Below are 26137 nucleotides of genomic sequence, written 5' to 3' on the forward strand. Positions count from 1 at the left end.
TTGTTATTGGTGGTCGATTGACCAGTGCAGGCACCAATGCGCAATTGGGAAGCAGTTCGTACCTTGTTGCAGAGGCGGATGAAAGTGATGCGTCTTTTCTGCATTTGCAACCACAGACTGTGATCATTACTAATATCGATGCTGATCATATGGACACCTATGACGGTGATTTCGAAAAGGTGAAACACACGTTCATTGAGTTTGTGCATAATTTACCGTTTTATGGTTTGGCTGTGTTGTGTATTGATGATGAAAATGTGCGTGAAATTCTCCCGTCCTTAAGCCGTCCAGTACTTACTTACGGTATTGATCAAGTGGCGGATTTTTATGCTACTGATATTGTTCAAACAGGGCGTTTTTGTGAATTTCTGGCACATCGACCAGAGGGTGAGCCGCTGAAAATTCGATTGCCCATGCCAGGGCGTCATAACGTCTTAAATGCTTTGTCGACGATTGCTGTGGCAACAGACCTTGGCGTTGAACCCACGGCCATTCAGGCAGGTTTGATGGGCTTTGAAGGTGTTGGGCGCCGTTTTCAGGAGCAAAAACCGTTATCGCTTCCTAATGGATCGAATGTCATGTTTGTGGATGATTATGGGCATCATCCCAGCGAAGTATTGGCAACGATCAAAGCCATTCGTGCTGGTTGGCCTGAAAAACGCTTGGTCATGGTGTATCAGCCGCATCGTTACACTAGGACGCGTGATCTTTATGAAGATTTTGTTCGTGTTTTGTCGCAGGTTGATGTGTTGCTTTTGCTGGATGTTTACTCCGCTGGTGAGTCGGCGATAAATGGCGCAGACAGTCGTTCTTTATGTGGCAGTATTCGTCAACGAGGTAATGTTGATCCAATACATGTAGGCAGTGAGTCGGATTTGCGTTCCATTTTGAGTAATGTGTTGCGTGAGGGGGATTTGTTGATCACGCAAGGGGCTGGCGACATTGGCATGGTGTCCAAAAATTTATCTGTGAGCGGGATTTAAAATGTCTAAAACTCTAAAAGACTCTGTTATTGCCGTCATTTATGGTGGTCGATCGGCTGAGCGTGACGTTTCCATGCAAAGTGGGCCGCTGGTTGCTGAAGGTCTTCGTTCAAAAGGGTATCAGGTGACTGAGTTGGATCTTTATGGTCCTGATGCGGCATTTGATCCTGTGGTTCAATTGCAATCCATTGATTTTGATTTTGCTTTTATTGCTCTGCATGGCGGTGAAGGGGAGGATGGGCGCGTTCAGGCGTTACTTGAGATGTTGGGTAAGCCTTATACAGGTAGTTCACCTTTGGCATGCGGTCTGGCTATGGATAAAGTCTTAACTAAACGTTTCTGGAATGGCATTGGGATTCCAACTCCTGCTTATTTGTCTTTTGTCGATCATGCGAATGCGGATGTAATCGAGGAGCAGATGTCTTATCCAGTGATAGTTAAACCCTCTAGAGAGGGTTCTACTATTGGTATTAATAAGGCGATGAATAGGGCTGAGCTTGATGATGCTCTTCTGAAGGCGCTTGAGTATGATTCTGATATTTTGGTTGAAGAATTTGTCGATGGGCCCGAGTTTACTATTACGATCATTGATGATGTAGCGTATCCGGCGATAGGTTTAAAACCTGCTCCAGACCATAAGCTCTATGACTATGAGGCAAAATATATAGCGGATGATACTGAATATCTGCTGCCTTGTGGCTTAAGTGAAGACGATGAGAATGAGCTGCAAATGTTGGCGCTCGACGCGTATCGTTCTCTTGGATGTTCTGGTTGGGGGCGTGTGGATATTATGCGTGACCACAATGGTGTGTTCTGGGTGCTAGAGGTGAATACGGCGCCTGGTATGACGTCTCACAGTTTGGTGCCGATGGCGGCCAAATATGTAGGTATCGACTACGCTTCATTAGTGGAAAAAATTGCTCAGAATGCGTGGACTAAGGCTGAGTGTGATTGATTTATGAGGATAGCGGCATTCATTGGGGCTGTGTTGTTGATCGTAGTTGCCATCTTTCAAGGGAATGATTCCCCCGATACTTGGTTTGCTATTCAGAAAATCGAGATAAAAGGTGATTTAAAAAACGCAACAGTTGATGAGCTGCAATCAGACTACTCCGCTTTGCTGGGGCGCAGTTTGTTAAGTGTTTCTTTGTCCGATGCACTGTCTGTTGCTTTGGCCTCTCAGTGGGTCGAAAATGCAGAGATTCGTAAAGTTTGGCCAAATACATTGCAGGTGCTTGTTCATGAACATACGCCTCTAGCATACTGGGGGGATGGGCAGATTATTTCCACTTCTGCGGTGGTTATTACGCCGAAGACTGTACCAGATTTGCCGCTTACTAGGCTGTATGGGCCGGAAGACTCAAGCGATATTGTACTTGAGCAGTTCGGGTTGATAAGTCAGGTGCTTGCTTCCTCTTCTTTACGGGTCTTTTCATTGACCTTGGAGCCGAGAGGGGCGTGGAGTATTCGGTTCACGAATGGGATTGTTGTGAAGCTTGGTCGAGATGAGATTTTAGAGAGATTACAGCGCTTTATAGCGGTGTATAAAAGTGATTTATCGGGTAGAATAGATCAGATAACGTCAGTCGATGCTCGCTATCCCCATGGGGTGGCTGTGGGTTGGAAAAAAATAAATGATATTGGCCTGTTTGTTGCTTTTTTATACAGAAGTGAAGGTCTAATCATAACAAAACGTAATGCCGGGAAGGTAAAATGATAGTCGGTTTGGATGTAGGCACATCGAAAGTTATCTGTTTGGTTGGCGAAGTTCTGGCTGATGGTAGTTTAGAAATTGTCGGTATTGGCTCTCATAGTTCAAAGGGTATGAAGCGTGGTGTTGTTATCAACATCGAGTCAACCGTTCAATCCATTCAGCGTGCCGTTGAAGAGGCTGAGCTAATGGCGGGCTGCAACATACACTCTGTTTATGTGAGTGTGGCGGGAAGTCATATTAGAAGTCTGAACTCTCACGGTATTGTTGCTGTGAAAAATGGTGAAGTGCAGAAAGAAGATATTGATCGCGTTATTGATGCTGCACAAGCAGTACCTATTTCATCAGATCAGCGAGTCATACACATTCTTCCTCAGGAGTACCATATTGATTCTCAGGAGGGAATTAAAGATCCTCTGGGAATGTCTGGCGTGCGCTTGGAAGCAAATGTACACCTTATTTCTGGCGCAGTGAATGCTGTCATGAATGTCGAAAAATGCATTAAACGCTGTGGCTTGGGTGTGGATGGCGTTATTTTGTCTCAGCTTGCGTCAAGCGAGTCTTCATTAAGTGAAGATGAAAAAGACTTGGGCGTTTGTTTGATTGATATCGGTGCTGGTACTTCGGATATTGCGGTTTGGCTTGATGGTGCTTTGCATCACACGGCGGTTGTGCCTGTTGCAGGTGACCAGGTTACTAATGATATTTCGATGGCTTTGCGGACTCCTACTCAGCACGCGGAAGATATTAAAGTGAAATATGCGTGTGCCATGTCTTCTATGGCGTCTGCAGATCAAGTGTTACAGGTTCCCAGTGTTGGTGATCGTCAGCCGAGATCAATAACTCGTCATGCGTTGACTGAAGTGGTTGAGGCTCGTTATGAAGAAATTTACAATTTAGTTTTGGATGAGTTAAGGCGTAGTGGATACGCAGAGCGAATCCCTGCAGGTATTGTAATTACTGGTGGTACGTCATTAATGGAAGGGGCGGCTGAGCTGGCTGAAAAGGTTTTTCAAATGCCCGTTAGATTATCTTTGCCAGATTGTACTAAAGGAATGTCAGACATTGTCGATAACCCTATATATTCAACGAGTGTTGGATTATTGGCTTATGGTAGTAAAGAGGCGGAAGTAACCGAAATCTCGAAGCGGATGATGTCTAAGGCGCAAACTAAACGAGAAACGTCAGTTCTGGCTCCTAATGAAATCGGGCCATCCTTCAGTGCAACGAAGGTGTGGCAGAAATTAAAACACTGGTTTCAAAGTTATATTTAGTCAGAATTGATTATGAATTTATTGAGGAGCGATAAGCCCATGAATGTCTTTGATTTAGCCGAAGATAATTTATCAGATAATGCTGTTATTAAAGTAATAGGCGTCGGTGGCGGTGGCGGTAATGCTGTTCGTCACATGCTAGAGAATCGATTGGAAGGTGTTGAATTTATATGTGCCAATACGGATTCTAAAGCGCTGATTGGCTTTGAAACAGGCGTCTCTTTGCAGCTTGGTTCAACGATTACAAAAGGTCTAGGTGCGGGTGCGAATCCAGAGGTTGGGCGCGACTCGGCATTGGAAGATCAAGAAAAAATCACTCAATTGCTAACGGGTGCGGACATGGTCTTCATCACAGCAGGAATGGGGGGTGGTACGGGTACGGGTGCGGCTCCAGTGATTGCGAAAGTGGCTCGTGAGCTGGGTATTTTAACGGTGGCGGTTGTTACAAAACCTTTTCCGTTTGAAGGCCGTCGTCGAGCGAGAGTGGCTGAAGATGGCGTTAAAGAATTGCGTGAGAATGTCGATTCATTGATTACCGTGCCGAACGAACGATTGTTGCCTGTATTAGGGAAGAATATCTCCTTATTGAAAGCATTTGGGGAGGCAAATAATGTCTTATTTAATGCTGTTCAAGGTATTACCGATTTGATTATGCGTCCTGGTCTAATCAACGTCGATTTTGCTGACGTGCGAACCGTTATGTCCGAAATGGGTATGGCGATGATGGGTACGGGTTCTGCATCTGGCGAGGATAGGGCGAGAGTGGCTGCTGAGGCGGCCATTCATAATCCTTTACTTGAAGACATTAACCTGAGGGGTGCGCGAGGCGTACTGGTAAATATCACGGCAAACGAAGAAGTGGGTTTGTCTGAGTTTACTGAGGTTGGTGGCATTATTGAAGAATATGCATCGGAAGATGCTACTGTCGTAATTGGTTGTGCAATTGACCCTAGTGTAGGGGATGAGATGCGAGTTACGGTAGTTGCAACTGGTTTAGAGGGTCGTTCTGCAGTGGAGTTGAAGTCTGCTGTTGGTGAGTCTGTTGTCTCTCAACCAGTGATGGCAAAGGTGGAGCAAGCTGCTGAAAAAAATGAAGTAGCAGCGCCTCAACCAGTGTCGAAGCCTTTGTCAAATCCAAAGGTGGAAGTGGTAGAGAAAAACTTGGATGAAAAGAGTGAATCGGTTGATTCCTCCTCTATTTCGAGTGGCGATAAATTATCGTATCTGGACATTCCGGCTTTTTTGCGTCGACAAGCTGATTAGTTTTAGCAAAAACGATGCAATGTTAAAATGTTGGATTGTATAAAAAATGTGTTATTGATATTATTTTGTAAAGAATAGTATCCAGTCATAAAAATGTAGGAATCAAATGGTACGCCAACACACACTAAAGAACATTATTCGAGCAACTGGGGTGGGTTTACACTCCGGCGAGAAGGTGTATTTGACACTAAAGCCTGCTCCTGTAAATACGGGTATCGTATTTGTTCGCACTGACTTGGATCCAGTTGTAGAGATTCATGGTGATGCGAAAGCGGTCGGTTCAACAAATTTTGCTACGGCTTTATGTCAGGGTGATGTGAAGGTTAGTACTGTAGAACATTTGTTATCTGCAATGGCTGGTTTGGGTGTTGATAATGCTTACGTAGAAGTAAGTGCTAGCGAAATTCCTTTAATGGATGGAAGTGCTAGTCCCTTTGTGTTTCTTCTTCAATCTGCTGGATTGGAAGCTCAAAATGCACCGAAGAAATTTATACGAGTCAAGAAACCGATCAGAGTTGATGAAGGTGATAAGTTCGCTTCTCTTGAGCCTCATTCTGGTTTTCGTTTGTCTTTCACGATTGACTTTCAGCACCCTGCAATTGGCGAGGATGTTCAGAGTACATCGTTTGACTTTTCAACGACTACTTTCGTAAAAGAAATTAGTCGAGCGAGAACCTTTGGTTTCATGAAAGATCTTGAGTATTTCAAGAATAACAACCTTGCTCGTGGCGCGAATATGGAGAACGCAATCGTTCTTGATGATTATCGCGTTTTAAACGACGAAGGGTTGCGCTACCGTGATGAGCTTGTTCGCCATAAAGTGCTTGATGCCATTGGTGATTTGTATCTTCTTGGGCATAGCTTGATTGGTGAGTATAAAGCTTACAAGTCAGGTCATGCTTTGAATAACAAATTGTTATTGGCGCTGCTTGAGCATCAAGATGCTTGGGAATATGTGGTTTTTGAGGATGAAGCTCAAACTACCCCGATATCTTATGTTGAGCCAGCTTTTGTTGGTGCATAATTAAGTGATCAATTCTTGATCGCAATTCAAAAAACCAGACTTTATGTCTGGTTTTTTTGTTTCTAGGGGCTTGATATTTCATGTTTTGTCACACATTACCGTGATAGACTGTCTTCATTACTAATTGGCTACGTTGAGTTCAAGATGTTAGGAACTGTAATTAAAAAAATTGTCGGCACAAAGAATGACCGAGAAGTAAAACGATACAAAAAAATTGTTTCGCAAATCAATCAAATCGAAGAATCTTTTAGCAAGCTTTCTGATGATGAGCTATCCGCGAAAACGGGTGAGTTTCGCGAGCGTTTTAATGCGGGAGAGTCTCTCGATTCTATGCTGCCAGAGGCGTTTGCGGTTGTTCGAGAGGGCAGTCGTCGTGTGATGGGAATGCGTCATTTTGATGTGCAGCTCATTGGTGGCATGGTGCTAAACGAAGGCAGAATCGCGGAAATGCGCACAGGTGAAGGTAAAACACTTGTGGCAACGTTGGCCGTGTATTTGAATGCGTTGTCCTCTAAAGGTGTTCATGTAGTCACAGTAAATGATTATTTGGCAAAGCGTGATGCCAATTGGATGCGTCCGTTGTATGAATTCTTGGACATGAGTGTTGGTATCGTTTTCTCTGGTCAGGACCGTGAAGATAAGAAAGCGGCGTATTTATGCGATATCACCTACGGTACAAATAATGAGTTTGGTTTTGATTACCTTCGCGACAACATGGTTTTTCGTTTAGAAGATCGTGTGCAAAGAGATTTAAACTTTTCTGTGGTGGATGAAGTTGACTCGATTTTAATCGATGAGGCGAGAACTCCTCTTATTATTTCTGGCGCTGTTGAAGACAGTTCTGAGCAATACCGTAAGATTAATAAATTAGCGCCTTTGCTGGTTAAGCAAGACGAGACAGAAGAAGATGATGAGCAGACAGGTCATTACGTTTATGACGAATCTCAGCGCAGCATTGAGCTAACAGAAGCGGGTCACTCTTTTGTAGAAGAGTGGCTTGTGGAGCAAGGGTTGTTAGGCGAGGGCGAAAGTTTATATGCCGCTGGCAATTTGTCGCTTTTGCACCACGTCCATGCTTGCATGAAGGCACATGTTATATTCAAAAAGAACGTTGATTACGTTATTCAAGGTGATCAAATTGTTATCGTTGACGAGCACACTGGTCGAACGATGGCGGGTCGCCGTTGGTCTGAAGGTATTCATCAGGCTGTAGAGGCGAAGGAAGGGGTAACCATTCAGGCGGAAAGTCAAACTTTGGCGTCAACGACATTCCAGAACTACTTTCGTTTGTATGACAAGCTGTCTGGTATGACTGGTACGGCGGATACTGAAGCGTTTGAATTTCAGCAGATTTACGGCTTATCCGTTATTGTAATCCCTACAAACCGTCAAGTTCAGCGTAAAGACTTCAATGACTTGATTTATATGTCTACCGAAGACAAATTTGAAGCCATTGTTTTGGATATTGAAGATATCGTCAAGCAAGGTCGTCCTGTGTTGGTGGGTACGGCATCGATTGAATATTCCGAGCTCCTATCAAATTACCTTCTTAAAAAGAATGTAAAACATAATGTGTTGAATGCTAAGCAGCATGAGCGTGAAGCTGAAATCGTTGCGGATGCTGGCCGTCCTGGTGCTGTTACTATCGCGACCAATATGGCTGGTCGCGGTACCGATATTGTTCTAGGTGGTAATTTACAAGTTGAAATTGCGCAACTTGGTGAATCTGCTAGCCAAGAAAGCATTGATGCATTAACGGCTGACTGGAAGTCTCGTAACGAGTCAGTATTGGCGGCCGGCGGTTTGCATATTATCGGTACGGAGCGTCATGAATCTCGTCGAATTGATAACCAGTTGCGCGGTCGTGCAGGTCGTCAAGGTGATGTGGGTTCTTCGCGCTTTTACTTATCTCTTGAAGATAACTTGATGCGCATCTTTATGTCTGATCGCATCAAAAAAATGATGCTCGCGCTTGGAATGGAAAAAGGTGAAGCCATTGAACATAAGATGGTGTCAAACGCGATTGAAAAAGCCCAGCGAAAAGTGGAAGGGCGCAACTTCGATATTCGTAAACAGTTACTTGAATACGATGATGTTGCGAATGATCAACGTCAGGTAATTTACCGTCAGCGCTTTGATATGATGGTATCAGAAGATCTTTCCGAAGCGATTTCTGCTATGCGAGAAGAGGTTGTTACTGGACTGATTGATGAGTTTATTCCACCGCAAAGTATATTTGATATGTGGGATCTTGAGGGTCTTGAAGAAAAAGCACGTCATGAGTTTGGCTTGGATCTTCCTGTCTCAAAATGGGTTGAAGAAGATAAGAAGCTTTACGAAGAGCCTTTGCGCCAAAAAATCTTGGATGCCTTTGTGAGTGATTATAAGGCAAAAGAAGAGGTTGCGGGCGAGCAGTCGTTCAGAGCGTTCGAAAAGCAAGTGCTTCTTCAGGTTCTAGATACTCTTTGGAAGGAGCATCTTCAGACGATGGACATGTTAAGGCAGGGTATTCACTTGCGTGGCTACGCTCAAAAGAACCCAAAACAGGAATATAAGCGCGAGTCGTTTGAATTGTTCCAAGGCTTGTTAGAGCAAATTAAATTTGAAGTTATTCAAATTATTACTCGTGTGAAAGTTCAGTCTGCCGAAGAAGCTGAAAAGATTGAAGAGGCACGCCGAAAGCAGGAAGAAAAAACCACGGTAAGCATGATTCATGATTCCGCTAATTCATTGGCTGATGAAGGTGCTGCGGCGTCTGGTGGTGCCCAAGAATACCCCAAGGTAGGCAGGAATGAGCCTTGCCCATGCGGATCTGGTAAAAAATATAAGCAGTGTCACGGTAGTCTGATTTAAGTGGAGATAATTTAAATGGCTGTAGGGTTGCATGATTTTCCAATTATCCCTGAAATAAAAGGGGTTCGTATTGGTGTTGCGGAAGCTGGTATAAAAAGACCTAACAAGAAAGACGTTGTTATTTTCGAGTTGTGTGAAGGTGCTTCGGTTGCTGGTGTGTTTACTCAGAATGCCTTTTGCGCTGCGCCTGTGCGTATTTGTCAAAAGCACTTAGGTTTGGCTGGTAGTCGCTATCTGCTTATTAATACGGGCAATGCCAATGCTGGTACTGGGAAGTCAGGTTTAGAGACAGCCCTTAAAACATGTGAAGCCCTTGCTGACAGTGTCGGTGTCCCTGTTGAGTCCGTTTTACCTTTTTCTACTGGTGTCATCGGTGAGCCTCTGCCAGTATCAAAAATAGTAGCGGCCATACCGGCGGCGCTTGCTAATCTATCTGCGAATAATTGGCATGCAGCCGGTGTTGGTATTATGACAACGGATACTTTGCCGAAAGGTTCTGTCAGAACCTTTGACTTTGAAGGTCGAACCTATACTGTTGCTGGTATCTCTAAAGGTGCAGGCATGATTCGCCCTAACATGGCGACTATGTTGGGTTATGTTTGCAGTGATATTGCAATGAACGTCGATGTTCTTCAGTCGATACTAAAAGACGTTGTCAATAAAAGCTTTAATCGCATAACGGTTGATAGTGACACTTCAACAAATGATTCTTGTGTCGCGGTGGCAACAGGCATGGCGGGTAACGAGCAAGTTACCTCGATTGATGAGCCGCTCGCTCAAGCTTTCATTACTGCTTTTACAGAAGTGATGCAAGAGTTGGCTCACGCGATTGTTCGTGATGGTGAAGGCGCAACTAAATTTGTCACAGTGGAGGTTGTTGGCGCTGCGATTGAGTCTGATGCAACAAAAGTAGCCTTTGAGATTGCGCATTCTCCATTGGTCAAAACGGCTCTTTTTGCTTCTGATCCGAACTGGGGGCGAATTTTGGCTGTTGTTGGTCGTGCTGGTGTTCAGGGTTTAGATGTAGACCGTGTTCAACTCCATATTAATGGTTTTGAGGTGGCTCGTGACGGTGGTCGCTCGCCGGATTATCTTGAAGAGCATGGCAAGAAGGCAATGGCGCCAGCTGAAATTCATATTGTATTGGATTTGGGTATGGGGGCTGAGTCTGACACGGTTTGGACAACAGATTTTTCTCATGAGTATGTGACAATAAATGCTGAGTATCGCACCTAATGTTAGTGAAGGTTGCGGTAGGTATTATTTTACGTAATGATTCTGTTTTTTTAGCGCTTAGGAAGGCAGGTCAACATCAAGGTGGAATGTGGGAATTTCCTGGCGGCAAATGTGAAGCCTCGGAATCTGCAGAAACTGCGTTGGTGAGAGAGCTTGAAGAAGAGTGTGGTATTTTGGTTAAGGCTTGCTCGTTTTTTAAGGTTATCTCTCATGATTACGGTGATAAAAAAGTTGAACTTTTTTTTATAAAGTAACAGAATTTGATGGTGAGCCAATAGGTAAAGAGGGGCAAGAAGTTCGCTGGGTTGCGATTCCTGATTTATTGCAATATCCGTTTCCTGATGCAAACTTGCAAATTGTGAATGAATTAGTTTCCTCTTCCAAATAAGGTTTTCCTTTCAAAAAAAGAGCTTCAAGTTGAAGCTCTTTTTTTTGTCCTTAGTTTAAAATTTTGGCCAATAGTCTTCTAACAACACTTGGTTCAAAAGGTTTTCCGCAAATGGCATCCACGCCTTCTTGTGCAATGTTTGCAAGTTGGCTGTCTTCTGAGTTTGAGCTGACCATGAGAATAGGGATATGAGCTATTGCGGGATCGAGCCTGACGGCTTCGGTTAATTCTTTTCCATCCATTTCGGGCATATTGTAGTCGGTCACAATGAGGTCGAATTCCATTTGGTTGAGAAGCGCAATCGCTTCTTTGCCATTTTCCGCAAATTGTATGTCTTCAATCCCCATTGTGTTAAGAGTCTTGCTGACATGCTTTCTTGCCATGCGACTATCGTCTGTCACCAGCACTCTGAGTGTTTTTGGGTCGAATAACTCTAGATCGATTTCTTCTTCGACAATTAAATCTAGTGTGGCGTGAATGGCTCTTTTTAGGTCTTTTTGGTTGAACGGTTTTGGAAGAATCGCGAGTACACCAGATTGTCTGAGGTGTTCTAAATGTTCGCGATTTCGCTCGCTTGAAATCAACATGAAGCACTGGTTTTCGGTGTCTTCATTGGATCTGATTTTGTCGATCAGGTCGTTTGCGGTTCCATCAGGCAAATACATGGAAGAGATAATGAGATCTGGAGGGAAGCGGCTTAATGAATCTAAAGTTTCTTGGATTGTGTTTGCGTATTCAATCTGTCGAATACCAGCATCTTCTAGCGCCTTGGTGATTATTTTCCTTTGCATGTCTGACGGTTCTACTAGGAGAAAAGATAGGTCATTTATCGCTGCGTAAGTACTCATGTTGTAAGGTCGCCTATTTGTTGGTGTTAATACTGCTTTTGCTCAGACTATTTTAAGGTTTATGGTTGCTTAGTAGTTAATATGATTATACTAAATAGGTTACCATGTTTTATCTAGTCTATTTGAAAGGTAGGAGTTGTAATGTCTACGGCAAGCGCATGTCATATTTTGGTGAAAACAAAAGCCGAGGCGGAATCGTTAAAGTCTAAATTGGATGCAGGTGCCGATTTTCATAAGCTCGCTAAGCAGTATTCTACTTGTCCATCTGGCAAGAAGGGCGGTGATCTTGGTGAGTTTCGTAAGGGTGATATGGTGCCCGCTTTTGATAAGGCTGTATTCAGTGGCCCTTTGTACAAAATTCAGGGGCCAGTCAAAACACAGTTTGGTTTCCACCTGATTAAAGTCTTGTATCGTTCGTAAAGGGGGTGTGTAAATGGAGAGTCCAATTCAACTGGATGCGTTGTATTTTGTCGCACCCCAGATAGTTGCTGAAGATCTGAGTGAGCTCAAAGCAATGGGGTTTGAGAGGGTTATTAATAATCGTCCTGATGCGGAGTCGGATGGTCAGCCGAGCGGAGAGAGTTTGCGTGTCGTGGCTGAAGCGCTCGGCTTGGAGTATATAAGTAATCCAATAGCGCTTCCTACGTTGTCTCAGGTTGAGGTTGATTTGCAAGGGAAAGCGCTTAATGATGATAAGAAAACCTTGGCGTTTTGTCGCACAGGAACTCGCTCTTCGGTGCTATGGGTGTTGCTTGAAAACAGCCAAGGTAAAGAGGCCGAGTCATTAACTTCCTATGTGTCGTCTAAAGGCTTTGATCTGTCACGTTGCTCGTCAGCGATGGCGCCTTTGTTGAAGGCTAAATAGCGTTTTATTCTTTGATAGGTCTGGAGCGTGTAAGCTCTTGAGTGTTTTAAATAGGCAGTATTGGTAAATTATGGTTAGTCGTCCGTCACTAGAAACAGCTACCGCTTCAGATCCGGATCGATTTGTTGAGCCTTTAGAATTGGGAAAGCGTGTAAAAGAGATTCGTCTAGCAAGGGGCTGGACATTAGAGGAAGTGGGAAAGAGAACGGGGATTGCTCGTTCGACATTGTCCAAAATTGAAAATGACCAGGTTTCTCCCAGTTTTACTATTGTACAGAAACTTATTAATGGCTTGGAAATGGACTTGCCTCAACTGTTTGTTGAGGCAAGTGAGCACTCTATTGCTGGGCGCAGGGACGTTACGCGTAAGGGGCGGGGTGAGCCACACCCAACTGCGACGTATGAGCATGAGCTGTTGAACTACTCGATTAGTCGTAAGAAAATGGTTCCATTTAAAACGACAGTCAGAGCGAGGTCGTTTGGGGAGTTTAAGGAATGGGTTCGGCATGACGGTGAAGAGTTTTTGCTTGTGCTGCAGGGGAAAATTACTTTTTTCTCTGAGCTCTATGAGCCTATTGAGTTAAAAGAGGGTGACAGTGTGTATTATGATGCGTCTATGGGGCATGCGGTGGTCTCGTTGTCAGTAAAGGATGCAGAGATACTCTGGGTTGTTGCTCGTTAATTTCAGAAAATATTTAGAAAAAGGTTGTATACGGTTATGTCACAGTGGGAATTAGCAAGTTGGAGAGAAAAAACGGCGTTACAGCAGCCGGTTTACCCAAATGCAGAGCACTTGTCTCGGGTTGAAGAGACTTTGGGTAAAATGCCTCCACTTGTTTTTGCAGGGGAGGCGCGCCAGCTGAAAAAGCGCTGGCTCAAGTAGCGAATGGTCAATCATTCTTGCTGCAAGGCGGGGACTGTGCGGAAAGTTTTGCCGAGTTTCATGCTAATAATATCCGCGATACGTTTAAGGTGATGCTGCAGATGGCAGTGGTATTAACGTACGCAGGAAAATGCCCTGTTGTAAAGGTAGGTCGTATGGCTGGGCAATTTGCTAAACCTCGCTCTGCTGGAACAGAGGTTATTGGTGGTGTTGAGTTGCCGAGTTATCGCGGTGATATCATCAACGGTATTGATTTTACAAAGCAAGCTAGGGTTCCTGATCCAGATCGTTTAGTGCAGGTTTATAATCAAAGTGCGTCGACAATGAACCTGCTTCGTGCTTTTGCTCAAGGTGGTTTCGCCGACTTGCATCAGGTGCACCAGTGGAATTTAGATTTCTTGAATGCGAGCCCTGCAGGTAGTCGTTTTCAAGGTGTTGCGGATAAAATTGATGATGCTTTGCAGTTTATGGAGGCGTGCGGAATTGGGCCAGGCCTAGCTCAGCTTAAAGAAACGGATTTTTACACTTCGCATGAGGCGCTTTTGTTGCCATATGAGCAAGCGCTGACTCGAAAAGACAGTTTGACTGGCGAGTGGTACGATTGTTCTGCTCATATGTTATGGATTGGCGATAGAACGCGTCAGCTAGATGGTGCGCATGTTGAGTTCTTGCGTGGCGTTCAGAACCCGATAGGGGTTAAAGCTGGTCCAACAATGGATCCAGAGGATTTATTGAGACTTTGTGATGTTTTGAATCCAAATAATGAGGCGGGCCGCCTGAATATTATTGTTCGTATGGGGGCTGACAAAGTAGAAAGCGGAATGCCGAAACTGATTCAGGCGATTCAGCGTGAAGGTAAAAATGTTGTCTGGAGCAGTGACCCAATGCATGGCAATACCGTTAAGGCTTCTACCGGTTATAAAACCCGTCGAGTTGATGATGTTTTGAGAGAGGTGCAGCAGTTTTTCCAAGTTCATAACGCAGAAGGAAGTTACGCTGGTGGTGTGCATTTTGAAATGACGGGTCAGAATGTGACAGAGTGTGTTGGTGGTGCTTTCGAGGTCACTGAAGCGGATCTAGCGGATCGCTATCATACGCATTGTGATCCTCGTTTAAATGCGGATCAGTCTCTGGAGTTGGCGTTCATGATTTCAGACACTCTTAAGAAGGCAAGGTCCTAATTATTCATGTGCTTATTTTGTCAATCTGCGGGTAGGCAAAATTCAGACATTAAAAAAGCTCAGTTGAATACCTAACTGAGCTTTTTTTGTATCTGGTTTCTGGGGTTAGCCTTTGCGACGACGGAAAGCCGAGGTGGCAGATTTCGATGTTACATCGATTTTCGCCATGATGAGAGCCATTTCTTCGGCTTCCTCTTGTTGTTGCGATTTTAGCTTTTCTTCGCGTTCTTTCTTTGAGGCTCTTTCTGCTTCATTTAGCATTTTTTGAATGCTTGCTTTGCTTTTGGTGCGAGCTGGAGTGGTTTTCTTTTCGACAACCTGGGTTGCTAGTGGTGCGCCCACTCTGTCTTCGCCAATGAGTTCGCCAAAAAAGGATTTTGCTGTTGGGCTAGGTTCGATTGCTTTTTTAGGTAGCTCAACGGTTTTTTTTGTCGCGACTTTTCGGGTTTTCTTCGGGTTGCTCTGCCGTCGATACGCCATTGGAATCAAACAGTGCTTTTTTCCCAAAGCTTAGATTGGCCGACTTTTCCGCTGTTTGGGCGATTTTGTAGCCACGCAAACTTTCGCCGTTATAGATAGAAATATAATCGGTTTCTAGCTCGTACAGCTCTTGTTTGTCGGTTGTTTCGAAAAGCTCTTCAACAGTAAAAGCCTCAATGCCATTTTCTCTAATGTCATTGTACAGGGGGAAATCAAGGCCTTCATTCGTGGCTTCTACGTATTGTTCGAATCGTTGAAAGCCGCTGTTGAAAGAAGTGCCAATATAATGCTTTCCAGAAATGTTGTTTGTGATTTTAAAAACGACCAAAATCGCTGCCTCTTACGTAATATCTTTTTAATAGCACATAGCCCCCGTTCGCCTGAGTAAAATCAAAGGCGAATAGGGACTATAAGAAATAGGGTTAGTGTTTTACGACGATGTTAAGACCGTCACGAACATTTAAATGAACGTTCTCAACTCGTTGGTCTTTCGCAATTAAGCGGTTGACTTGATTGACAGCGATATCGCTGTTTTCTATTGGGTCTAGCACTCTTCCTTGCCATAGAGAGTTATCGATAATGATAAGCCCACCTGATCTAACCAGCGGTAGGACCGCTTCGTAGTAGTTTAGGTAATTGCGTTTATCTGCATCAATAAAGACAAAGTCAAACTGACCTTCAAGTGACTTGATTGTGTCGAGTGCGGGGCCGAAGATGGCTTTGATTTTGCTGCCGTACTCGCTACGATCAAAATAAGATTGAGCAAACTCTATTGCTCGAGGATTGGTTTCACAGCAAATGAGTTCGCCATCACTCGGCATGCCTTCTGCAATAGAAAGGGCTGAATAACCAGTAAACATGCCAATTTCTAGGGCGCGTTTAGGTTGGGCGATTTTTGCCAAAAGCTTCAGAGTTCGACCAATGGTTTTTCCTGATAACTTGTTCGGGTAGCCCATATCTGAATAGGTTTTTTCAACCAATTCGATAAGTAGCTCGGGTTCTGATTGAGTGGTCTCAATGCAGTAGTCGTCAAGATCGTTGAAATCCATAGTGCCTTTTAATTACTGAAGTCTGTGTGAAACGGACGCCAATTTTACTCTGCGTGAAGAGAATGTCTATGGCTTAAAGGTAGAAAAAAGACTTGATTTTTGCGGATGTCCATTGCGGGCAGAAAAAACACGTATTTAAATTAGATTCGCATGAATAATCGAAAAATGATAATTTATGCCCTGAAATTTACATGTGCTCTTTGGTATGGAGCACCACTGACTCCGATAGGGGAATAAAATGCCTGTAATTACTTTGCCTGATGGCAGCCAACGTTCTTTCTTAAACGCCGTGACGGTAATGCAAGTTGCCGAGGATATTGGTCCTGGTTTGGCTAAAGCGACCATTGCGGGTCGTGTAGATGGTCAGCTTGTCGATGCATGCGAACTTATTTCTGACGACGCGAAATTGAGCATCATCACGGGGAAAGACCCTGAAGGTGTGGAAATTATTCGTCACTCGTTTGCTCACCTTGTTGGTCATGCGGTCAAGCAGCTGTATCCGACTGCTGAGATGGCAATCGGCCCTGTGATTGATGAAGGTTTCTATTACGATATCGCGTATGAACGTCCTTTTACGCCTGATGATTTAGTGGCCATTGAAAAACGCATCGCTGAATTGGTTAAGAAAGATTACGATGTTGTTAAGAAAATGACACCGATAGCGGAAGCGCGTCAACAATTCGTTGATCGTGGAGAAACATACAAAGTTGCTTTGATTGATGATATGAATGAGTCAACAACTGAGGTTGGCCTATACCATCATGAAGAATACATGGATATGTGTCGCGGACCACATGTGCCTAATACACGTGTTTTACGTCATTTCAAATTGATGAAGTTGGCCGGTGCTTACTGGCGAGGCGATTCCAATAACGAGATGTTACAGCGTATCTATGGGACAGCTTGGAATGATAAAAAAGAGCTTAAAAACTACCTGACACGTATCGAAGAGGCAGAAAAACGCGATCATCGTAAGTTAGGTAAAAAATTGGATCTGTTTCATGTTCAAGAAGAAGCACCAGGAATGGTCTTCTGGCACCCTAAAGGGTGGCGTTTATATCAAACGGTTGAGCAGTACATGCGCCAGAAACAGCTTGATAACAACTATCAAGAAGTTAAGACTCCTCAGATAGTTGACAGGGTTTTATGGGAGAAATCAGGGCATTGGGGTAAGTATCACGAGAATATGTTTACAACGCATTCTGAAAACCGTGATTACGCAGTAAAACCAATGAACTGTCCTTGTCATATTCAGGTATATAATCAAGGTCTTAAAAGTTACCGTGATTTACCGTTCCGTATGGCTGAATTTGGTTCTTGTCATCGTAACGAGCCGTCAGGTGCGTTGCACGGTATTATGCGTGTGCGTAATTTTGTGCAAGATGACGGACACATCTTTGTAACAGAAGGGCAAATTCAGCAAGAAGTGTCTGAGTTTATTGATCTGTTGCACGAGGTTTATGCGGATTTCGGCTTTGATAATATCGTTTATCGTTTGTCGACTCGCCCTGAGCAACGAGTTGGTTCCGATGAGGTTTGGGATAAGGCGGAGAAAGCATTATCTGAAGCATTGGATTCAGCAGGGTTGGATTGGGAAGAATTGCCAGGCGAAGGCGCGTTTTACGGGCCTAAGATTGAGTTCTCACTAAAAGACGCCATCGGGCGCGTTTGGCAATGTGGTACTATTCAGGTCGATTTTTCGATGCCGACTCGTTTGGGAGCGCAATATGTCTCTGAAGATGGCTCTCGCCAAACTCCAGTTATGTTGCATCGTGCTATTGTTGGGTCTCTTGAGCGTTTTATTGGTATTTTGATCGAAGAGACAGAAGGGGCATTTCCAGTCTGGCTTGCACCTGAACAAGTTGTTATCATGAACATTACAGATCGCCAAGCAGATTATTGTGCTGATTTGGCAAAAAGATTGAATTCAAATGGCTTTAGAGCAAAACTTGACTTGAGAAACGAGAAGATCGGGTTTAAAATTCGCGAGCATACTCTTCAACGCGTACCATATATGATTGTAGTTGGTGATAAAGAGGTTGAACAGCAACAAGTTGCCGTTCGTACTCGTACTGGCGAAGATCTTGGTGTGATGAGTATATCCGATTTCGAGAATTTGCTTCAAAAAGAAGTTGCTCGCCGTAGCCGTAAACAAGAAGTGGAGATAGTACTATAAAAGGTAATATGAATCGTGGACGTACTGCTAGTAAGCAGCGCCCTCTAATCAACGAGAACATTCGAGCAACCGAAGTGCGTTTGATCGCAGCTGATGGTGAACAAGTTGGCGTTGTCTCTCTTGAAGAGGCACTAAAAGCAGCTCAAGAAGCGGCTTTAGATCTAGTGCAAATTGCTGATTCAGATCCGATTGTTTGTAAGATCATGGACTACGGTAAGCATATTTTTGAAGCAAAGAAAGCAAAAGCTGCTCAAAAGAAAAATGCGAAGCAAATTCAAGTTAAAGAAATGAAATTCCGTCCAGGGACGGAGGAAGGGGATTATCAGGTAAAACTCCGCAACCTGATACGTTTCCTTGAAGGCGGGGATAAGGCCAAAGTATCGCTACGATACCGCGGTCGTGAAATGGCCCATCAGGAGCTTGGTATGCAACTTATGAATCGAGTCGCTCAAGACTTAGAGGAATATGGTGCAGTAGAGCAAGCTGCGAAAATGGAAGGTCGTCAATTGACTATGGTGCTAGGCCCCAAAAAGAAGAAGTAGTTTTAAATAGACGCACGTAATGATTGCAATGCTTTTGTTACGTGATGTGTATTAAAAAATTACACTAACATTAACGAATGCGAGAGTGGTTTTATCATGTCCAAAATTAAGTCACACAGTGGCGCAGCTAAGCGCTTCAAACGTACCGCGAATGGTTTTAAGCATAAGCAGTCTCATACTAGTCACATTTTGACTAAGAAATCGACTAAGCGTAAGCGTCATCTTCGTTCTATGAACCAGATTGCGCAAAGCGACAAAGCGTTAATTGTACGCATGTTGCCATACATCTAAGTCTAGATTTTTTTAGTTCATTAATTTATTAGTATAAGGTTTATATTATGCCTCGCGTAAAACGTGGTGTTCAGGCTCGTCGCCGTCACAAAAAGATTTTAAAGCAAGCTAAAGGTTACTACGGTGCACGTAGTCGTGTATTTCGTGTAGCGAAACAAGCTGTTATCAAAGCTGGTCAGTATCAGTACCGTGACCGTCGTCAGCGTAAGCGTCAATTCCGCGCATTGTGGATTGCTCGTATCAACGCTGCTGCACGTATCAATGGTCTATCTTACAGCCGTTTCATTGCAGGCTTGAAACAAGCTGCAATTGAAATTGACCGTAAGGTTTTGGCTGACCTAGCTGTGTACGAGAAAGAAGTTTTTGCTGCTATCGTTGAAAAAGCGAAAGCAAGCTTGGCTTAATTTCTGACGTAGCCTTAGGGTGATTCGATCTTGATGGATTTAGTCTTAATAGAACGAATTGCTCAATGCAGTCTTTGATAGGGGAAGAGCCATTGGTTCTTCCCCTATTTTATTTTTTGGAGTGTGTAAATGGAGAACCTAAAGCAGATTCTTGCTGATGCGCTGAGCGCAGTGGCTGCGTCTGAGAGTGAGTCCGCACTGGATGATGTACGTGTGCATTATTTGGGTAAAAAGGGCGCTCTGACTGCTTTGTTGAAACAGCTTGGTAATGTTTCTGCAGAGGAACGACCGAAATTCGGTCAAATGGTCAACGAAGCAAAAGACCAAGTTCAGGAGAAAATCACTGAACGCAAAGCTTCTCTTGTTAAAGCCGCGCTTGACGCGAAGCTGGCAACTGAAACCATTGATATTTCTCTATCTGGTAAAGGTCAAGAAGTGGGTGGTTTGCATCCTGTGACTCGTACTATGGAGCGTATCGAGACTTTTTTCCGTGGTATTGGTTTTGATGTGGCCTCAGGGCCAGAAATCGAAGACGATTATCACAACTTTGAAGCTCTAAACATTCCTGCGCATCACCCAGCGCGAGCAATGCAAGATACCTTCTATTTTAATCCATCAACCGTACTAAGAACGCATACATCTCCTGTTCAGGTACGTACGATGGAAACCTCTCAGCCGCCTATTCGAATTATTTGTCCTGGCCGTGTTTATCGTTGTGATTCGGATCAGACGCATACGCCAATGTTTCATCAGGTTGAAGGTTTGTTGATTGACGAAAATATTTCTTTTGCAGACCTAAAAGGAATTTTGCAGCAATTTTTGAACGTCTTTTTTGAAGATGATTTGAAGGTACGTTTCCGTCCTAGTTATTTTCCATTTACTGAGCCATCCATTGAAGTGGATATCATGCGAACGAACAGTAAAGGTGAAGAGTCTTGGTTGGAAGTGTTGGGCTGTGGCATGGTTCACCCAAAAGTGCTTGAGATGTCAGGAATTGATTCTGAGAAATACACGGGGTTTGCTTTTGGTATGGGCGTAGAGCGTTTTGCCATGTTGCGCTACAAAGTAGATGATTTGCGTATGTTCTTTGAAAACGATTTACGCTTCCTTAAGCAGTTCAAGTAACCAGTCAATCCAGGATGTTTTTATGAAAGTTAGTGAGAATTGGCTAAGAGAGTGGGTCAATCCAGACATCAGTAGCGATGATTTGGTTGCTCAGATAACCTTAGCTGGCCTTGAAGTCGATGAGGTTTTGCCGGTTGCTTCTGAATTTTCAGGAGTTGTGGTAGGTGAGATTGTTAGTGCTGAGCCACATCCGAATGCTGATAAACTGCAAGTTTGTCAGGTGTCTGATGGTGCTGAGATCTTTCAGGTTGTTTGTGGTGCGCCGAATGCGCGTCCAGGCATTAAAATTCCATTTGCTAAAATTGGCGCTGTTCTAGGTGCGGATTTTAAAATCAAAAAAGCGAAACTTCGCCAAGTAGAATCTTTTGGGATGTTGTGTTCGGCTTCTGAATTAGGCTTGAGCGATGATCATGATGGCATTATGGAATTGCCCACTATTGCCAAAGCGGGTGAAGACTTCCGTGCTTTTTTGAATCTTGATGATCAGATTATAGATGTCGACCTAACGCCTAACCGTAGTGATTGTTTAAGCATTGCGGGTTTAGCCCGCGAAGTGGGAGTGTTGAATAAGGCAGATGTAACACCTGTTAGTGTTGCTCCTGCTAATATTGCTATAGATGACGCCTTTCCAGTAAGAGTGGACGCGGCTGATGCATGTCCTCGTTATTTGGGCCGTGTTGTGCGTGGTGTTGATGTTAAAGCTCAGACTCCGCTGTGGATGGTTGAGAAGCTTCGTCGCAGTGGGATTCGTTCAATTGATCCAATTGTAGATATCACTAATTATGTGATGCTGGAGCTTGGTCAGCCGATGCATGCCTTTGACTTGGCGAATTTGTCTGGTTCAATTGTTGTGCGAATGGCCAATAAAGGTGAGAAAATTGTCCTGCTTGATGGCCAAGAAGTATCGCTGCGTGATGATACGTTAGTGATAGCGGATGAGAAGACGCCATTGGCCATCGCTGGTGTAATGGGTGGTGAAGGTTCTGGCGTTAGCGAAGAGACAAAAGATATATTTCTTGAAAGTGCTTTCTTTACACCATTATCTTTGGCTGGTAAGGCGCGTTCTTATGGTTTGCATACCGACTCCTCTCATCGTTTTGAGCGTGGCGTAGATGCTACTTTGCAAGAGCGGGCAATTGAGCGAGCAACGGCACTGGTTGTTGAGATTGCCGGCGGCCAAGTTGGTCCGATTACGCATACGGTTAATGAGTCTACTTTGCCATCTGCGTCATTGGTAACCTTGCGTCGCAAAAAACTTGATCAGTATTTGGCTGTGTCTATCGATAAAGATTTAGTGACAGATATTTTGACGCGTCTTGGTCTTGAGATGATAGAGGTAACTGACGAAGCTTGGACGACGAAAGCGCCGTCCCATCGTTTTGATATTGCGATAGAAGCGGATTTGATTGAAGAGGTTGCGCGTATCTATGGTTACGATAACCTTCCATCTTCTATGCCTCAGGCGGCCGTGAATTTTACGCCTTTGTCTGAGACAAAAACGCAGATTCAAGTGTTGCGTTCTATCTTGGTTTCTCAAGGTTATCAAGAGGCTGTAACTTATAGCTTTATTGATCCGGTATTAAGTAAGCAGTTTCTACCTAACATTGATCCAGTGCCATTGTCTAACCCAATTTCAGCAGACATGGGTGTTATGCGTCCAAGTTTGGTGCCAGGATTGGTCAAAGCGTATCTTTATAACCAAAATCGTCAGCAGTCACGCGTTCGCTTGTTTGAGACAGGTCGTCGATTTATTGGTTCTGTTGATGCGTTGGCCGATTTGGATCAACAGCAGCAAGTGGCAGGCTTAATTGCAGGTACTCGTCATGCTGAAGCTTGGTACCACGGTAGTGAGAAGGTCGATTTTTATGATCTTAAAGCGCATGTCGAGGCTATGTTTGCGCTCAATGATGGTGGTAAGCCAACTTACGAGCGTTCAACTTGCGAGTTTTTACACCCTGGCCGTTCCGCTGATATATTTTTAGATGGTCAGTTTGTGGGGTTGATGGGAGAGCTGCATCCGCAGTTGTCTAAAACATTGGGTGCGAATCAGCCTATTTATGTTTTTGATATTGCTTTGAATGCCGTGTTAAAAGCCACTTTGCCTGAATATAAAGCGGTGTCTCGCTTTCCTGAGGTGCGTCGTGACCTTGCGTTGCTAGTGGATCGTTCTGTGCCGGTAAGTGAGCTAGAGAAGGTGATCTCAACAACGGCAGGTGAGGGGTTCAAAAATGTGTTGGTTTTTGACGTTTATCAAGGGCAAGGTATTGATGAGACGAAAAAAAGTGTCGCATTAGGCTTGACGTGGCAGCATCCTTCACACACTCTTAGTGATGAAGAAGTGAACAACTCTGTAGAGAAAACTATCGCAGCTTTGTCTGTAAGACTTGGGGCTGTTGTAAGGGGGTAGATTTATGGGATCGTTGACGAAGGCGGACCTTGCTGAAAACTTAGTAGATTCAATTGGTCTGAGTAAAAAAGATGCAAAAGACCTTGTTGAAGGTTTTTTTGATGTCGTACGCAGTTCGCTAATAGAAAGGCAGCAAGTGAAGTTATCGGGCTTTGGTAATTTTGAAGTGCGTGAGAAGAGTCAGCGCCCCGGTCGAAACCCAAAAACAGGGGAAGAGATTCCAATCACGGCTCGAACCGTTGTTACTTTTCGACCTGGACAGAAGCTTAAGTCGAAAGTAGAAGATTATATGCAAGAATGATGTGATCTTTTTGTTCATTAAAAGCCACCCTGCAGGGTGGCTTTTTAATTTTGGCGCTTTACCTGTTGATGCTTCTTATGAAGGTGGTTTGCAAGTTCTATTGTCTTGTTTTGGTAGTGATATTGATGTTATCGCTGGATTAGAATGATATTTAGATCAATGTTTAAGCGGTTTTGGTTATAAATTATAGATCTACGATTAATTCGAAAAAAAGTTTATAAAAGTCTTCCCTTTTCAATTCGTTATAGTAATATACGCACCCGCTGACAGCGACAAGGTTTAACTTTTTAGCTGTTGGTTTCGGGGCGTAGCGCAGCCTGGTAGCGCACTAGCATGGGGTGCTAGTGGTCGCAGGTTCAAATCCTGCCGTCCCGACCAAAATTTGAGAAATGCCGCTATAGCTCAGTTGGTAGAGCATCTGACTTGTAATCAGAGGGTCCCGAGTTCGACTCTTGGTGGCGGCACCAGTTTTGGTCAAAGTTTCTTTTCATCAGAAGTGTTGAAGAGAAATAAAAAAAGATTTTGCTTTTATTAAAGCCGCTATAGCTCAGTTGGTAGAGCATCTGACTTGTAATCAGAGGGTCCCGAGTTCGACTCTTGGTGGCGGCACCACTTCTTAGGAAGTGTTAAAAGTAAACTGCGTCATGTAATGCCGCTATAGCTCAGTTGGTAGAGCATCTGACTTGTAATCAGAGGGTCCCGAGTTCGACTCTTGGTGGCGGCACCATTTACTTGCTTTGAGCATGTAAATTAAAAAAGATTTTAGCGTTAAGCCGCTATAGCTCAGTTGGTAGAGCATCTGACTTGTAATCAGAGGGTCCCGAGTTCGACTCTTGGTGGCGGCACCACTTATAAATAGAGTGGTAATGATGTTAAAAGAAAGGGGTGTGTAGCTCAGTTGGGAGAGCGTCGCCCTTACAAGGCGAATGTCGGGAGTTCGAACCTCTCCACACCCACCACTAACTAGACAGTGGGCTTTTTCCTCAGGTAGAAGCAAAAGTACTAGACCATGTTGGAGTGGTAGTTCAGTTGGTTAGAATACCTGCCTGTCACGCAGGGGGTCGCGGGTTCGAGTCCCGTCCATTCCGCCATCTTTCGACGTAGATGTAAAACTACGAGTCGGGTGTGTAGCTCAGTTGGGAGAGCGTCGCCCTTACAAGGCGAATGTCGGGAGTTCGAACCTCTCCACACCCACCACTAACTAGACAGTGGGCTTTTTACTTAGGTAAAAGCAAAAGTACTAGATCGTGTTGGAGTGGTAGTTCAGTTGGTTAGAATACCTGCCTGTCACGCAGGGGGTCGCGGGTTCGAGTCCCGTCCATTCCGCCATCTTTCGACAAGATGTAAAACTACGAGTCGGGTGTGTAGCTCAGTTGGGAGAGCGTCGCCCTTACAAGGCGAATGTCGGGAGTTCGAACCTCTCCACACCCACCACTAACTAGACAGTGGGCTTTTTATTTAGGTAGAAGCAAAAGTACTAGATCGTGTTGGAGTGGTAGTTCAGTTGGTTAGAATACCTGCCTGTCACGCAGGGGGTCGCGGGTTCGAGTCCCGTCCATTCCGCCATCTTTCGATAAGATGTAAAACTACGATTTGGGTGTGTAGCTCAGTTGGGAGAGCGTCGCCCTTACAAGGCGAATGTCGGGAGTTCGAACCTCTCCACACCCACCACTAACTAGACAGTGGGCTGCTTACTTAGGTGAGAGTAAAAGTACTAGACCATGTTGGAGTGGTAGTTCAGTTGGTTAGAATACCTGCCTGTCACGCAGGGGGTCGCGGGTTCGAGTCCCGTCCATTCCGCCATCTTTCGATAAGATGTAAAACTACGATTTGGGTGTGTAGCTCAGTTGGGAGAGCGTCGCCCTTACAAGGCGAATGTCGGGAGTTCGAACCTCTCCACACCCACCACTAACTAGACAGTGGGCTTTTTATTTAGGTAGAAGCAAAAGTACTAGATCGTGTTGGAGTGGTAGTTCAGTTGGTTAGAATACCTGCCTGTCACGCAGGGGGTCGCGGGTTCGAGTCCCGTCCATTCCGCCATCTTTCGATAAGATGTAAAACTACGATTTGGGTGTGTAGCTCAGTTGGGAGAGCGTCGCCCTTACAAGGCGAATGTCGGGAGTTCGAACCTCTCCACACCCACCATCGTTTTATCAAGCTTAAAACTTCCTCATCTCATTGTTTCAATAGCCTTTCTTACTATATAGACACTTATTTAATTTGTGACCACAATTGTCACCAATTTCGTTTGTGACTCAGGTGTGACCGATTTGTGACTCGATTGATCCATATGGCCTCATGTTAGCTCGATTTTTCTGTTTGCATCTTGCTGATTTTGAAATTTATCCAGAACAGCCCCACTTATAATATTTCTTCTCGTTCATACACCTTGTTGTACCTTATTGTATTTTTATTCTATTAAGTGATATGACGCTTTATAGTGTTAAAAGTCATCGCCTCTAATAGAGACGTGATAATTACGTTTATACGTCTTGTGGCTTCTTCTAGTACCGTTTATGGATGATATTTACCAAGTGATGTATTGTTGCTTTTTTAAAAGTAAAATTTGGTCATTGAGATGAACTCTGTTATTAGATACATCAATATACTTGAGCTGTTACCTATTGAACCGAAGCCAAGTATCTCAACAATTGAGATACTTGCAAAATTAGAAGAAAAAGGTCAATGGACAAAACGATGGATCGGCATCTGGTGATCAATGCTTTATTGATGGCAGTTTGGCAGCACAAACCTGAAAGCGAAGTGCTGGTGCACAGCGACTAGGGAAGCCAATACGCGAGCTCTGATTATCTAGTTTTTATGAAGACTCATAACTTAATTCCTTCCATGAGT

At 44.2% G+C, this 26137-nt stretch carries 24 protein-coding genes, 16 tRNA genes and 1 pseudogene; 37 read left to right on the forward strand and 4 right to left on the reverse strand.

The annotated features are described in order from the left end of the window. The 9 genes from murC to N5P32_RS04770 all read left to right on the forward strand — a co-directional run. The coding region (murC, locus tag N5P32_RS04730; protein ID WP_265728000.1) for a UDP-N-acetylmuramate--L-alanine ligase at positions 1 to 983 on the forward strand (983 nt) is incomplete at its 5' end. Between the two features lies 1 nt (position 984). After that, the gene (locus N5P32_RS04735) at positions 985 to 1938 is read left to right on the forward strand and encodes a D-alanine--D-alanine ligase (RefSeq protein WP_265728001.1); all 954 of its coding nucleotides are present in this window, start codon (positions 985 to 987) and stop codon (positions 1936 to 1938) included. A gap of 30 nt (positions 1939 to 1968) precedes the next feature. After that, positions 1969 to 2700 (forward strand): cell division protein FtsQ/DivIB, encoded by a 732-nt coding sequence (locus tag N5P32_RS04740; protein WP_265728030.1) that lies wholly within the window; start codon positions 1969 to 1971, stop codon positions 2698 to 2700. After that, positions 2697 to 3968, forward strand: coding sequence for a cell division protein FtsA (ftsA, locus tag N5P32_RS04745; RefSeq protein WP_265728002.1), 1272 nt, complete (start codon positions 2697 to 2699; stop codon positions 3966 to 3968). Before N5P32_RS04740 ends, ftsA begins: the two co-directional genes overlap by 4 nt. 39 nt (positions 3969 to 4007) lie before the next feature. After that, complete coding sequence (gene ftsZ, locus N5P32_RS04750) at positions 4008 to 5231, forward strand: cell division protein FtsZ (protein WP_265728003.1); 1224 nt, start codon at positions 4008 to 4010, stop codon at positions 5229 to 5231. Positions 5232 to 5337: 106 nt separating this feature from the next. Then, positions 5338 to 6255, forward strand: a complete 918-nt coding sequence (gene lpxC, locus N5P32_RS04755; RefSeq protein WP_265728004.1) for a UDP-3-O-acyl-N-acetylglucosamine deacetylase — start codon at positions 5338 to 5340, stop codon at positions 6253 to 6255. Between the two features lie 144 nt (positions 6256 to 6399). After that, positions 6400 to 9108, forward strand: a complete 2709-nt coding sequence (gene secA, locus N5P32_RS04760; RefSeq protein WP_265728005.1) for a preprotein translocase subunit SecA — start codon at positions 6400 to 6402, stop codon at positions 9106 to 9108. A gap of 15 nt (positions 9109 to 9123) precedes the next feature. After that, positions 9124 to 10344 (forward strand): bifunctional glutamate N-acetyltransferase/amino-acid acetyltransferase ArgJ, encoded by a 1221-nt coding sequence (argJ, locus tag N5P32_RS04765; protein ID WP_265728006.1) that lies wholly within the window; start codon positions 9124 to 9126, stop codon positions 10342 to 10344. Further along, the gene (locus N5P32_RS04770) at positions 10344 to 10598 is read left to right on the forward strand and encodes a (deoxy)nucleoside triphosphate pyrophosphohydrolase (RefSeq protein ID WP_265728007.1); all 255 of its coding nucleotides are present in this window, start codon (positions 10344 to 10346) and stop codon (positions 10596 to 10598) included. Before argJ ends, N5P32_RS04770 begins: the two co-directional genes overlap by 1 nt. A 184-nt stretch (positions 10599 to 10782) precedes the next feature. Here the strand turns inward: N5P32_RS04770 and N5P32_RS04775 are convergent, their stop codons facing one another. Next, complete coding sequence (locus N5P32_RS04775; protein WP_265728008.1) at positions 10783 to 11580, reverse strand: response regulator transcription factor; 798 nt, start codon at positions 11578 to 11580, stop codon at positions 10783 to 10785. Positions 11581 to 11721: 141 nt separating this feature from the next. Here N5P32_RS04775 and ppiC point away from each other — a divergent pair, with 141 nt between their 5' ends. The 4 genes and pseudogenes from ppiC to N5P32_RS04795 all read left to right on the forward strand — a co-directional run bounded on the left by ppiC (position 11722) and on the right by N5P32_RS04795 (position 14509). Then, positions 11722 to 12000, forward strand: a complete 279-nt coding sequence (ppiC, locus tag N5P32_RS04780; protein ID WP_265728009.1) for a peptidylprolyl isomerase PpiC — start codon at positions 11722 to 11724, stop codon at positions 11998 to 12000. A gap of 13 nt (positions 12001 to 12013) precedes the next feature. Further along, complete coding sequence (locus N5P32_RS04785; RefSeq protein ID WP_265728010.1) at positions 12014 to 12445, forward strand: protein tyrosine phosphatase family protein; 432 nt, start codon at positions 12014 to 12016, stop codon at positions 12443 to 12445. A gap of 70 nt (positions 12446 to 12515) precedes the next feature. Next, positions 12516 to 13127: a helix-turn-helix domain-containing protein gene (locus N5P32_RS04790; protein WP_265728011.1), complete on the forward strand. Its 612-nt coding sequence runs from the start codon at positions 12516 to 12518 to the stop codon at positions 13125 to 13127. A gap of 36 nt (positions 13128 to 13163) precedes the next feature. After that, positions 13164 to 14509 (forward strand): annotated as a pseudogene (locus N5P32_RS04795) (class II 3-deoxy-7-phosphoheptulonate synthase). A 105-nt stretch (positions 14510 to 14614) separates the two neighbouring features. Here the strand turns inward: N5P32_RS04795 and N5P32_RS04800 are convergent. The 3 genes from N5P32_RS04800 to N5P32_RS04810 all read right to left on the reverse strand — a co-directional run bounded on the left by N5P32_RS04800 (position 14615) and on the right by N5P32_RS04810 (position 16038). Beyond that, the gene (locus N5P32_RS04800; RefSeq protein ID WP_265728012.1) at positions 14615 to 14851 is read right to left on the reverse strand and encodes a hypothetical protein; all 237 of its coding nucleotides are present in this window, start codon (positions 14849 to 14851) and stop codon (positions 14615 to 14617) included. A 73-nt stretch (positions 14852 to 14924) separates the two neighbouring features. Then, entirely contained in the window at positions 14925 to 15317 is a 393-nt protein-coding gene (locus N5P32_RS04805) for a GIY-YIG nuclease family protein (RefSeq protein WP_265728013.1), read from the reverse strand. A 94-nt stretch (positions 15318 to 15411) separates the two neighbouring features. Beyond that, complete coding sequence (locus tag N5P32_RS04810; protein ID WP_265728014.1) at positions 15412 to 16038, reverse strand: O-methyltransferase; 627 nt, start codon at positions 16036 to 16038, stop codon at positions 15412 to 15414. 238 nt (positions 16039 to 16276) lie between these two features. On the opposite strand from N5P32_RS04810, the gene thrS reads away from it, so the two are divergent. The 24 genes from thrS to N5P32_RS04930 all read left to right on the forward strand — a co-directional run bounded on the left by thrS (position 16277) and on the right by N5P32_RS04930 (position 25429). Continuing rightward, on the forward strand, positions 16277 to 18214 hold the full coding sequence (gene thrS / locus N5P32_RS04815) for a threonine--tRNA ligase (RefSeq protein WP_265728015.1): 1938 nt from the start codon (positions 16277 to 16279) through the stop codon (positions 18212 to 18214). An 8-nt stretch (positions 18215 to 18222) separates the two neighbouring features. After that, a complete protein-coding gene (gene infC / locus N5P32_RS04820; protein WP_265728016.1) occupies positions 18223 to 18756 on the forward strand; it encodes a translation initiation factor IF-3 in 534 nt (177 codons plus the stop codon). Between the two features lie 96 nt (positions 18757 to 18852). Beyond that, positions 18853 to 19047 carry a 50S ribosomal protein L35 gene (gene rpmI / locus N5P32_RS04825; protein WP_012070284.1) on the forward strand — a complete coding sequence of 65 codons (195 nt, stop codon included), beginning with the start codon at positions 18853 to 18855 and terminating at the stop codon, positions 19045 to 19047. A gap of 47 nt (positions 19048 to 19094) precedes the next feature. Next, positions 19095 to 19451, forward strand: coding sequence for a 50S ribosomal protein L20 (rplT, locus tag N5P32_RS04830; protein WP_112139413.1), 357 nt, complete (start codon positions 19095 to 19097; stop codon positions 19449 to 19451). A gap of 129 nt (positions 19452 to 19580) precedes the next feature. Beyond that, positions 19581 to 20576, forward strand: a complete 996-nt coding sequence (gene pheS, locus N5P32_RS04835) for a phenylalanine--tRNA ligase subunit alpha (RefSeq protein ID WP_265728017.1) — start codon at positions 19581 to 19583, stop codon at positions 20574 to 20576. A gap of 22 nt (positions 20577 to 20598) precedes the next feature. Continuing rightward, positions 20599 to 22983: a phenylalanine--tRNA ligase subunit beta gene (pheT, locus tag N5P32_RS04840; protein WP_265728018.1), complete on the forward strand. Its 2385-nt coding sequence runs from the start codon at positions 20599 to 20601 to the stop codon at positions 22981 to 22983. Between the two features lie 4 nt (positions 22984 to 22987). Then, positions 22988 to 23284 (forward strand): integration host factor subunit alpha, encoded by a 297-nt coding sequence (locus tag N5P32_RS04845; RefSeq protein ID WP_012070280.1) that lies wholly within the window; start codon positions 22988 to 22990, stop codon positions 23282 to 23284. A gap of 10 nt (positions 23285 to 23294) precedes the next feature. Then, positions 23295 to 23432 (forward strand): hypothetical protein, encoded by a 138-nt coding sequence (locus N5P32_RS04850; protein WP_265728019.1) that lies wholly within the window; start codon positions 23295 to 23297, stop codon positions 23430 to 23432. Between the two features lie 153 nt (positions 23433 to 23585). Further along, positions 23586 to 23662, forward strand: a tRNA-Pro gene (locus tag N5P32_RS04855). Between the two features lie 13 nt (positions 23663 to 23675). After that, positions 23676 to 23751: transfer RNA gene (locus N5P32_RS04860), tRNA-Thr, on the forward strand. Positions 23752 to 23820: 69 nt separating this feature from the next. Beyond that, positions 23821 to 23896 (forward strand) — tRNA-Thr (locus tag N5P32_RS04865). 39 nt (positions 23897 to 23935) lie between these two features. Beyond that, a tRNA-Thr gene (locus N5P32_RS04870) sits at positions 23936 to 24011 on the forward strand. 45 nt (positions 24012 to 24056) lie between these two features. Beyond that, a tRNA-Thr gene (locus N5P32_RS04875) sits at positions 24057 to 24132 on the forward strand. Between the two features lie 35 nt (positions 24133 to 24167). Beyond that, positions 24168 to 24243, forward strand: a tRNA-Val gene (locus tag N5P32_RS04880). A 55-nt stretch (positions 24244 to 24298) separates the two neighbouring features. Further along, positions 24299 to 24375, forward strand: a tRNA-Asp gene (locus N5P32_RS04885). A 30-nt stretch (positions 24376 to 24405) separates the two neighbouring features. Further along, positions 24406 to 24481, forward strand: a tRNA-Val gene (locus tag N5P32_RS04890). 55 nt (positions 24482 to 24536) lie between these two features. Next, positions 24537 to 24613: transfer RNA gene (locus N5P32_RS04895), tRNA-Asp, on the forward strand. 29 nt (positions 24614 to 24642) lie between these two features. Continuing rightward, positions 24643 to 24718: transfer RNA gene (locus N5P32_RS04900), tRNA-Val, on the forward strand. 55 nt (positions 24719 to 24773) lie between these two features. Continuing rightward, positions 24774 to 24850: transfer RNA gene (locus N5P32_RS04905), tRNA-Asp, on the forward strand. Positions 24851 to 24879: 29 nt separating this feature from the next. Further along, positions 24880 to 24955 (forward strand) — tRNA-Val (locus N5P32_RS04910). 55 nt (positions 24956 to 25010) lie between these two features. Further along, positions 25011 to 25087: transfer RNA gene (locus N5P32_RS04915), tRNA-Asp, on the forward strand. Between the two features lie 29 nt (positions 25088 to 25116). Further along, a tRNA-Val gene (locus N5P32_RS04920) sits at positions 25117 to 25192 on the forward strand. Between the two features lie 55 nt (positions 25193 to 25247). After that, a tRNA-Asp gene (locus N5P32_RS04925) sits at positions 25248 to 25324 on the forward strand. 29 nt (positions 25325 to 25353) lie between these two features. Continuing rightward, a tRNA-Val gene (locus N5P32_RS04930) sits at positions 25354 to 25429 on the forward strand. The last annotated feature ends 708 nt before the right edge of the window (positions 25430 to 26137 follow it).

It is taken from the genome of Marinomonas pontica (assembly GCF_026191375.1).
Taxonomy (GTDB): Bacteria; Pseudomonadota; Gammaproteobacteria; order Pseudomonadales; family Marinomonadaceae; genus Marinomonas; species Marinomonas pontica.

Coding starts and splice junctions, on each gene's coding strand:
- argJ (WP_265728006.1), top strand. CDS start 9,124: ATGGCTGTAGGGTTGCATGATTTTCCAATTATCCCTGAAATAAAAGGG.
- ftsA (WP_265728002.1), top strand. CDS start 2,697: ATGATAGTCGGTTTGGATGTAGGCACATCGAAAGTTATCTGTTTGGTT.
- rplT (WP_112139413.1), top strand. CDS start 19,095: ATGCCTCGCGTAAAACGTGGTGTTCAGGCTCGTCGCCGTCACAAAAAG.
- pheS (WP_265728017.1), top strand. CDS start 19,581: ATGGAGAACCTAAAGCAGATTCTTGCTGATGCGCTGAGCGCAGTGGCT.
- N5P32_RS04770 (WP_265728007.1), top strand. CDS start 10,344: ATGTTAGTGAAGGTTGCGGTAGGTATTATTTTACGTAATGATTCTGTT.
- lpxC (WP_265728004.1), top strand. CDS start 5,338: ATGGTACGCCAACACACACTAAAGAACATTATTCGAGCAACTGGGGTG.
- N5P32_RS04775 (WP_265728008.1), bottom strand. CDS start 11,580: ATGAGTACTTACGCAGCGATAAATGACCTATCTTTTCTCCTAGTAGAA.
- secA (WP_265728005.1), top strand. CDS start 6,400: ATGTTAGGAACTGTAATTAAAAAAATTGTCGGCACAAAGAATGACCGA.
- ppiC (WP_265728009.1), top strand. CDS start 11,722: ATGTCTACGGCAAGCGCATGTCATATTTTGGTGAAAACAAAAGCCGAG.
- infC (WP_265728016.1), top strand. CDS start 18,223: ATGAATCGTGGACGTACTGCTAGTAAGCAGCGCCCTCTAATCAACGAG.
- ftsZ (WP_265728003.1), top strand. CDS start 4,008: ATGAATGTCTTTGATTTAGCCGAAGATAATTTATCAGATAATGCTGTT.
- N5P32_RS04845 (WP_012070280.1), top strand. CDS start 22,988: ATGGGATCGTTGACGAAGGCGGACCTTGCTGAAAACTTAGTAGATTCA.
- N5P32_RS04735 (WP_265728001.1), top strand. CDS start 985: ATGTCTAAAACTCTAAAAGACTCTGTTATTGCCGTCATTTATGGTGGT.
- thrS (WP_265728015.1), top strand. CDS start 16,277: ATGCCTGTAATTACTTTGCCTGATGGCAGCCAACGTTCTTTCTTAAAC.
- N5P32_RS04785 (WP_265728010.1), top strand. CDS start 12,014: ATGGAGAGTCCAATTCAACTGGATGCGTTGTATTTTGTCGCACCCCAG.
- rpmI (WP_012070284.1), top strand. CDS start 18,853: ATGTCCAAAATTAAGTCACACAGTGGCGCAGCTAAGCGCTTCAAACGT.
- N5P32_RS04790 (WP_265728011.1), top strand. CDS start 12,516: ATGGTTAGTCGTCCGTCACTAGAAACAGCTACCGCTTCAGATCCGGAT.
- pheT (WP_265728018.1), top strand. CDS start 20,599: ATGAAAGTTAGTGAGAATTGGCTAAGAGAGTGGGTCAATCCAGACATC.
- N5P32_RS04810 (WP_265728014.1), bottom strand. CDS start 16,038: ATGGATTTCAACGATCTTGACGACTACTGCATTGAGACCACTCAATCA.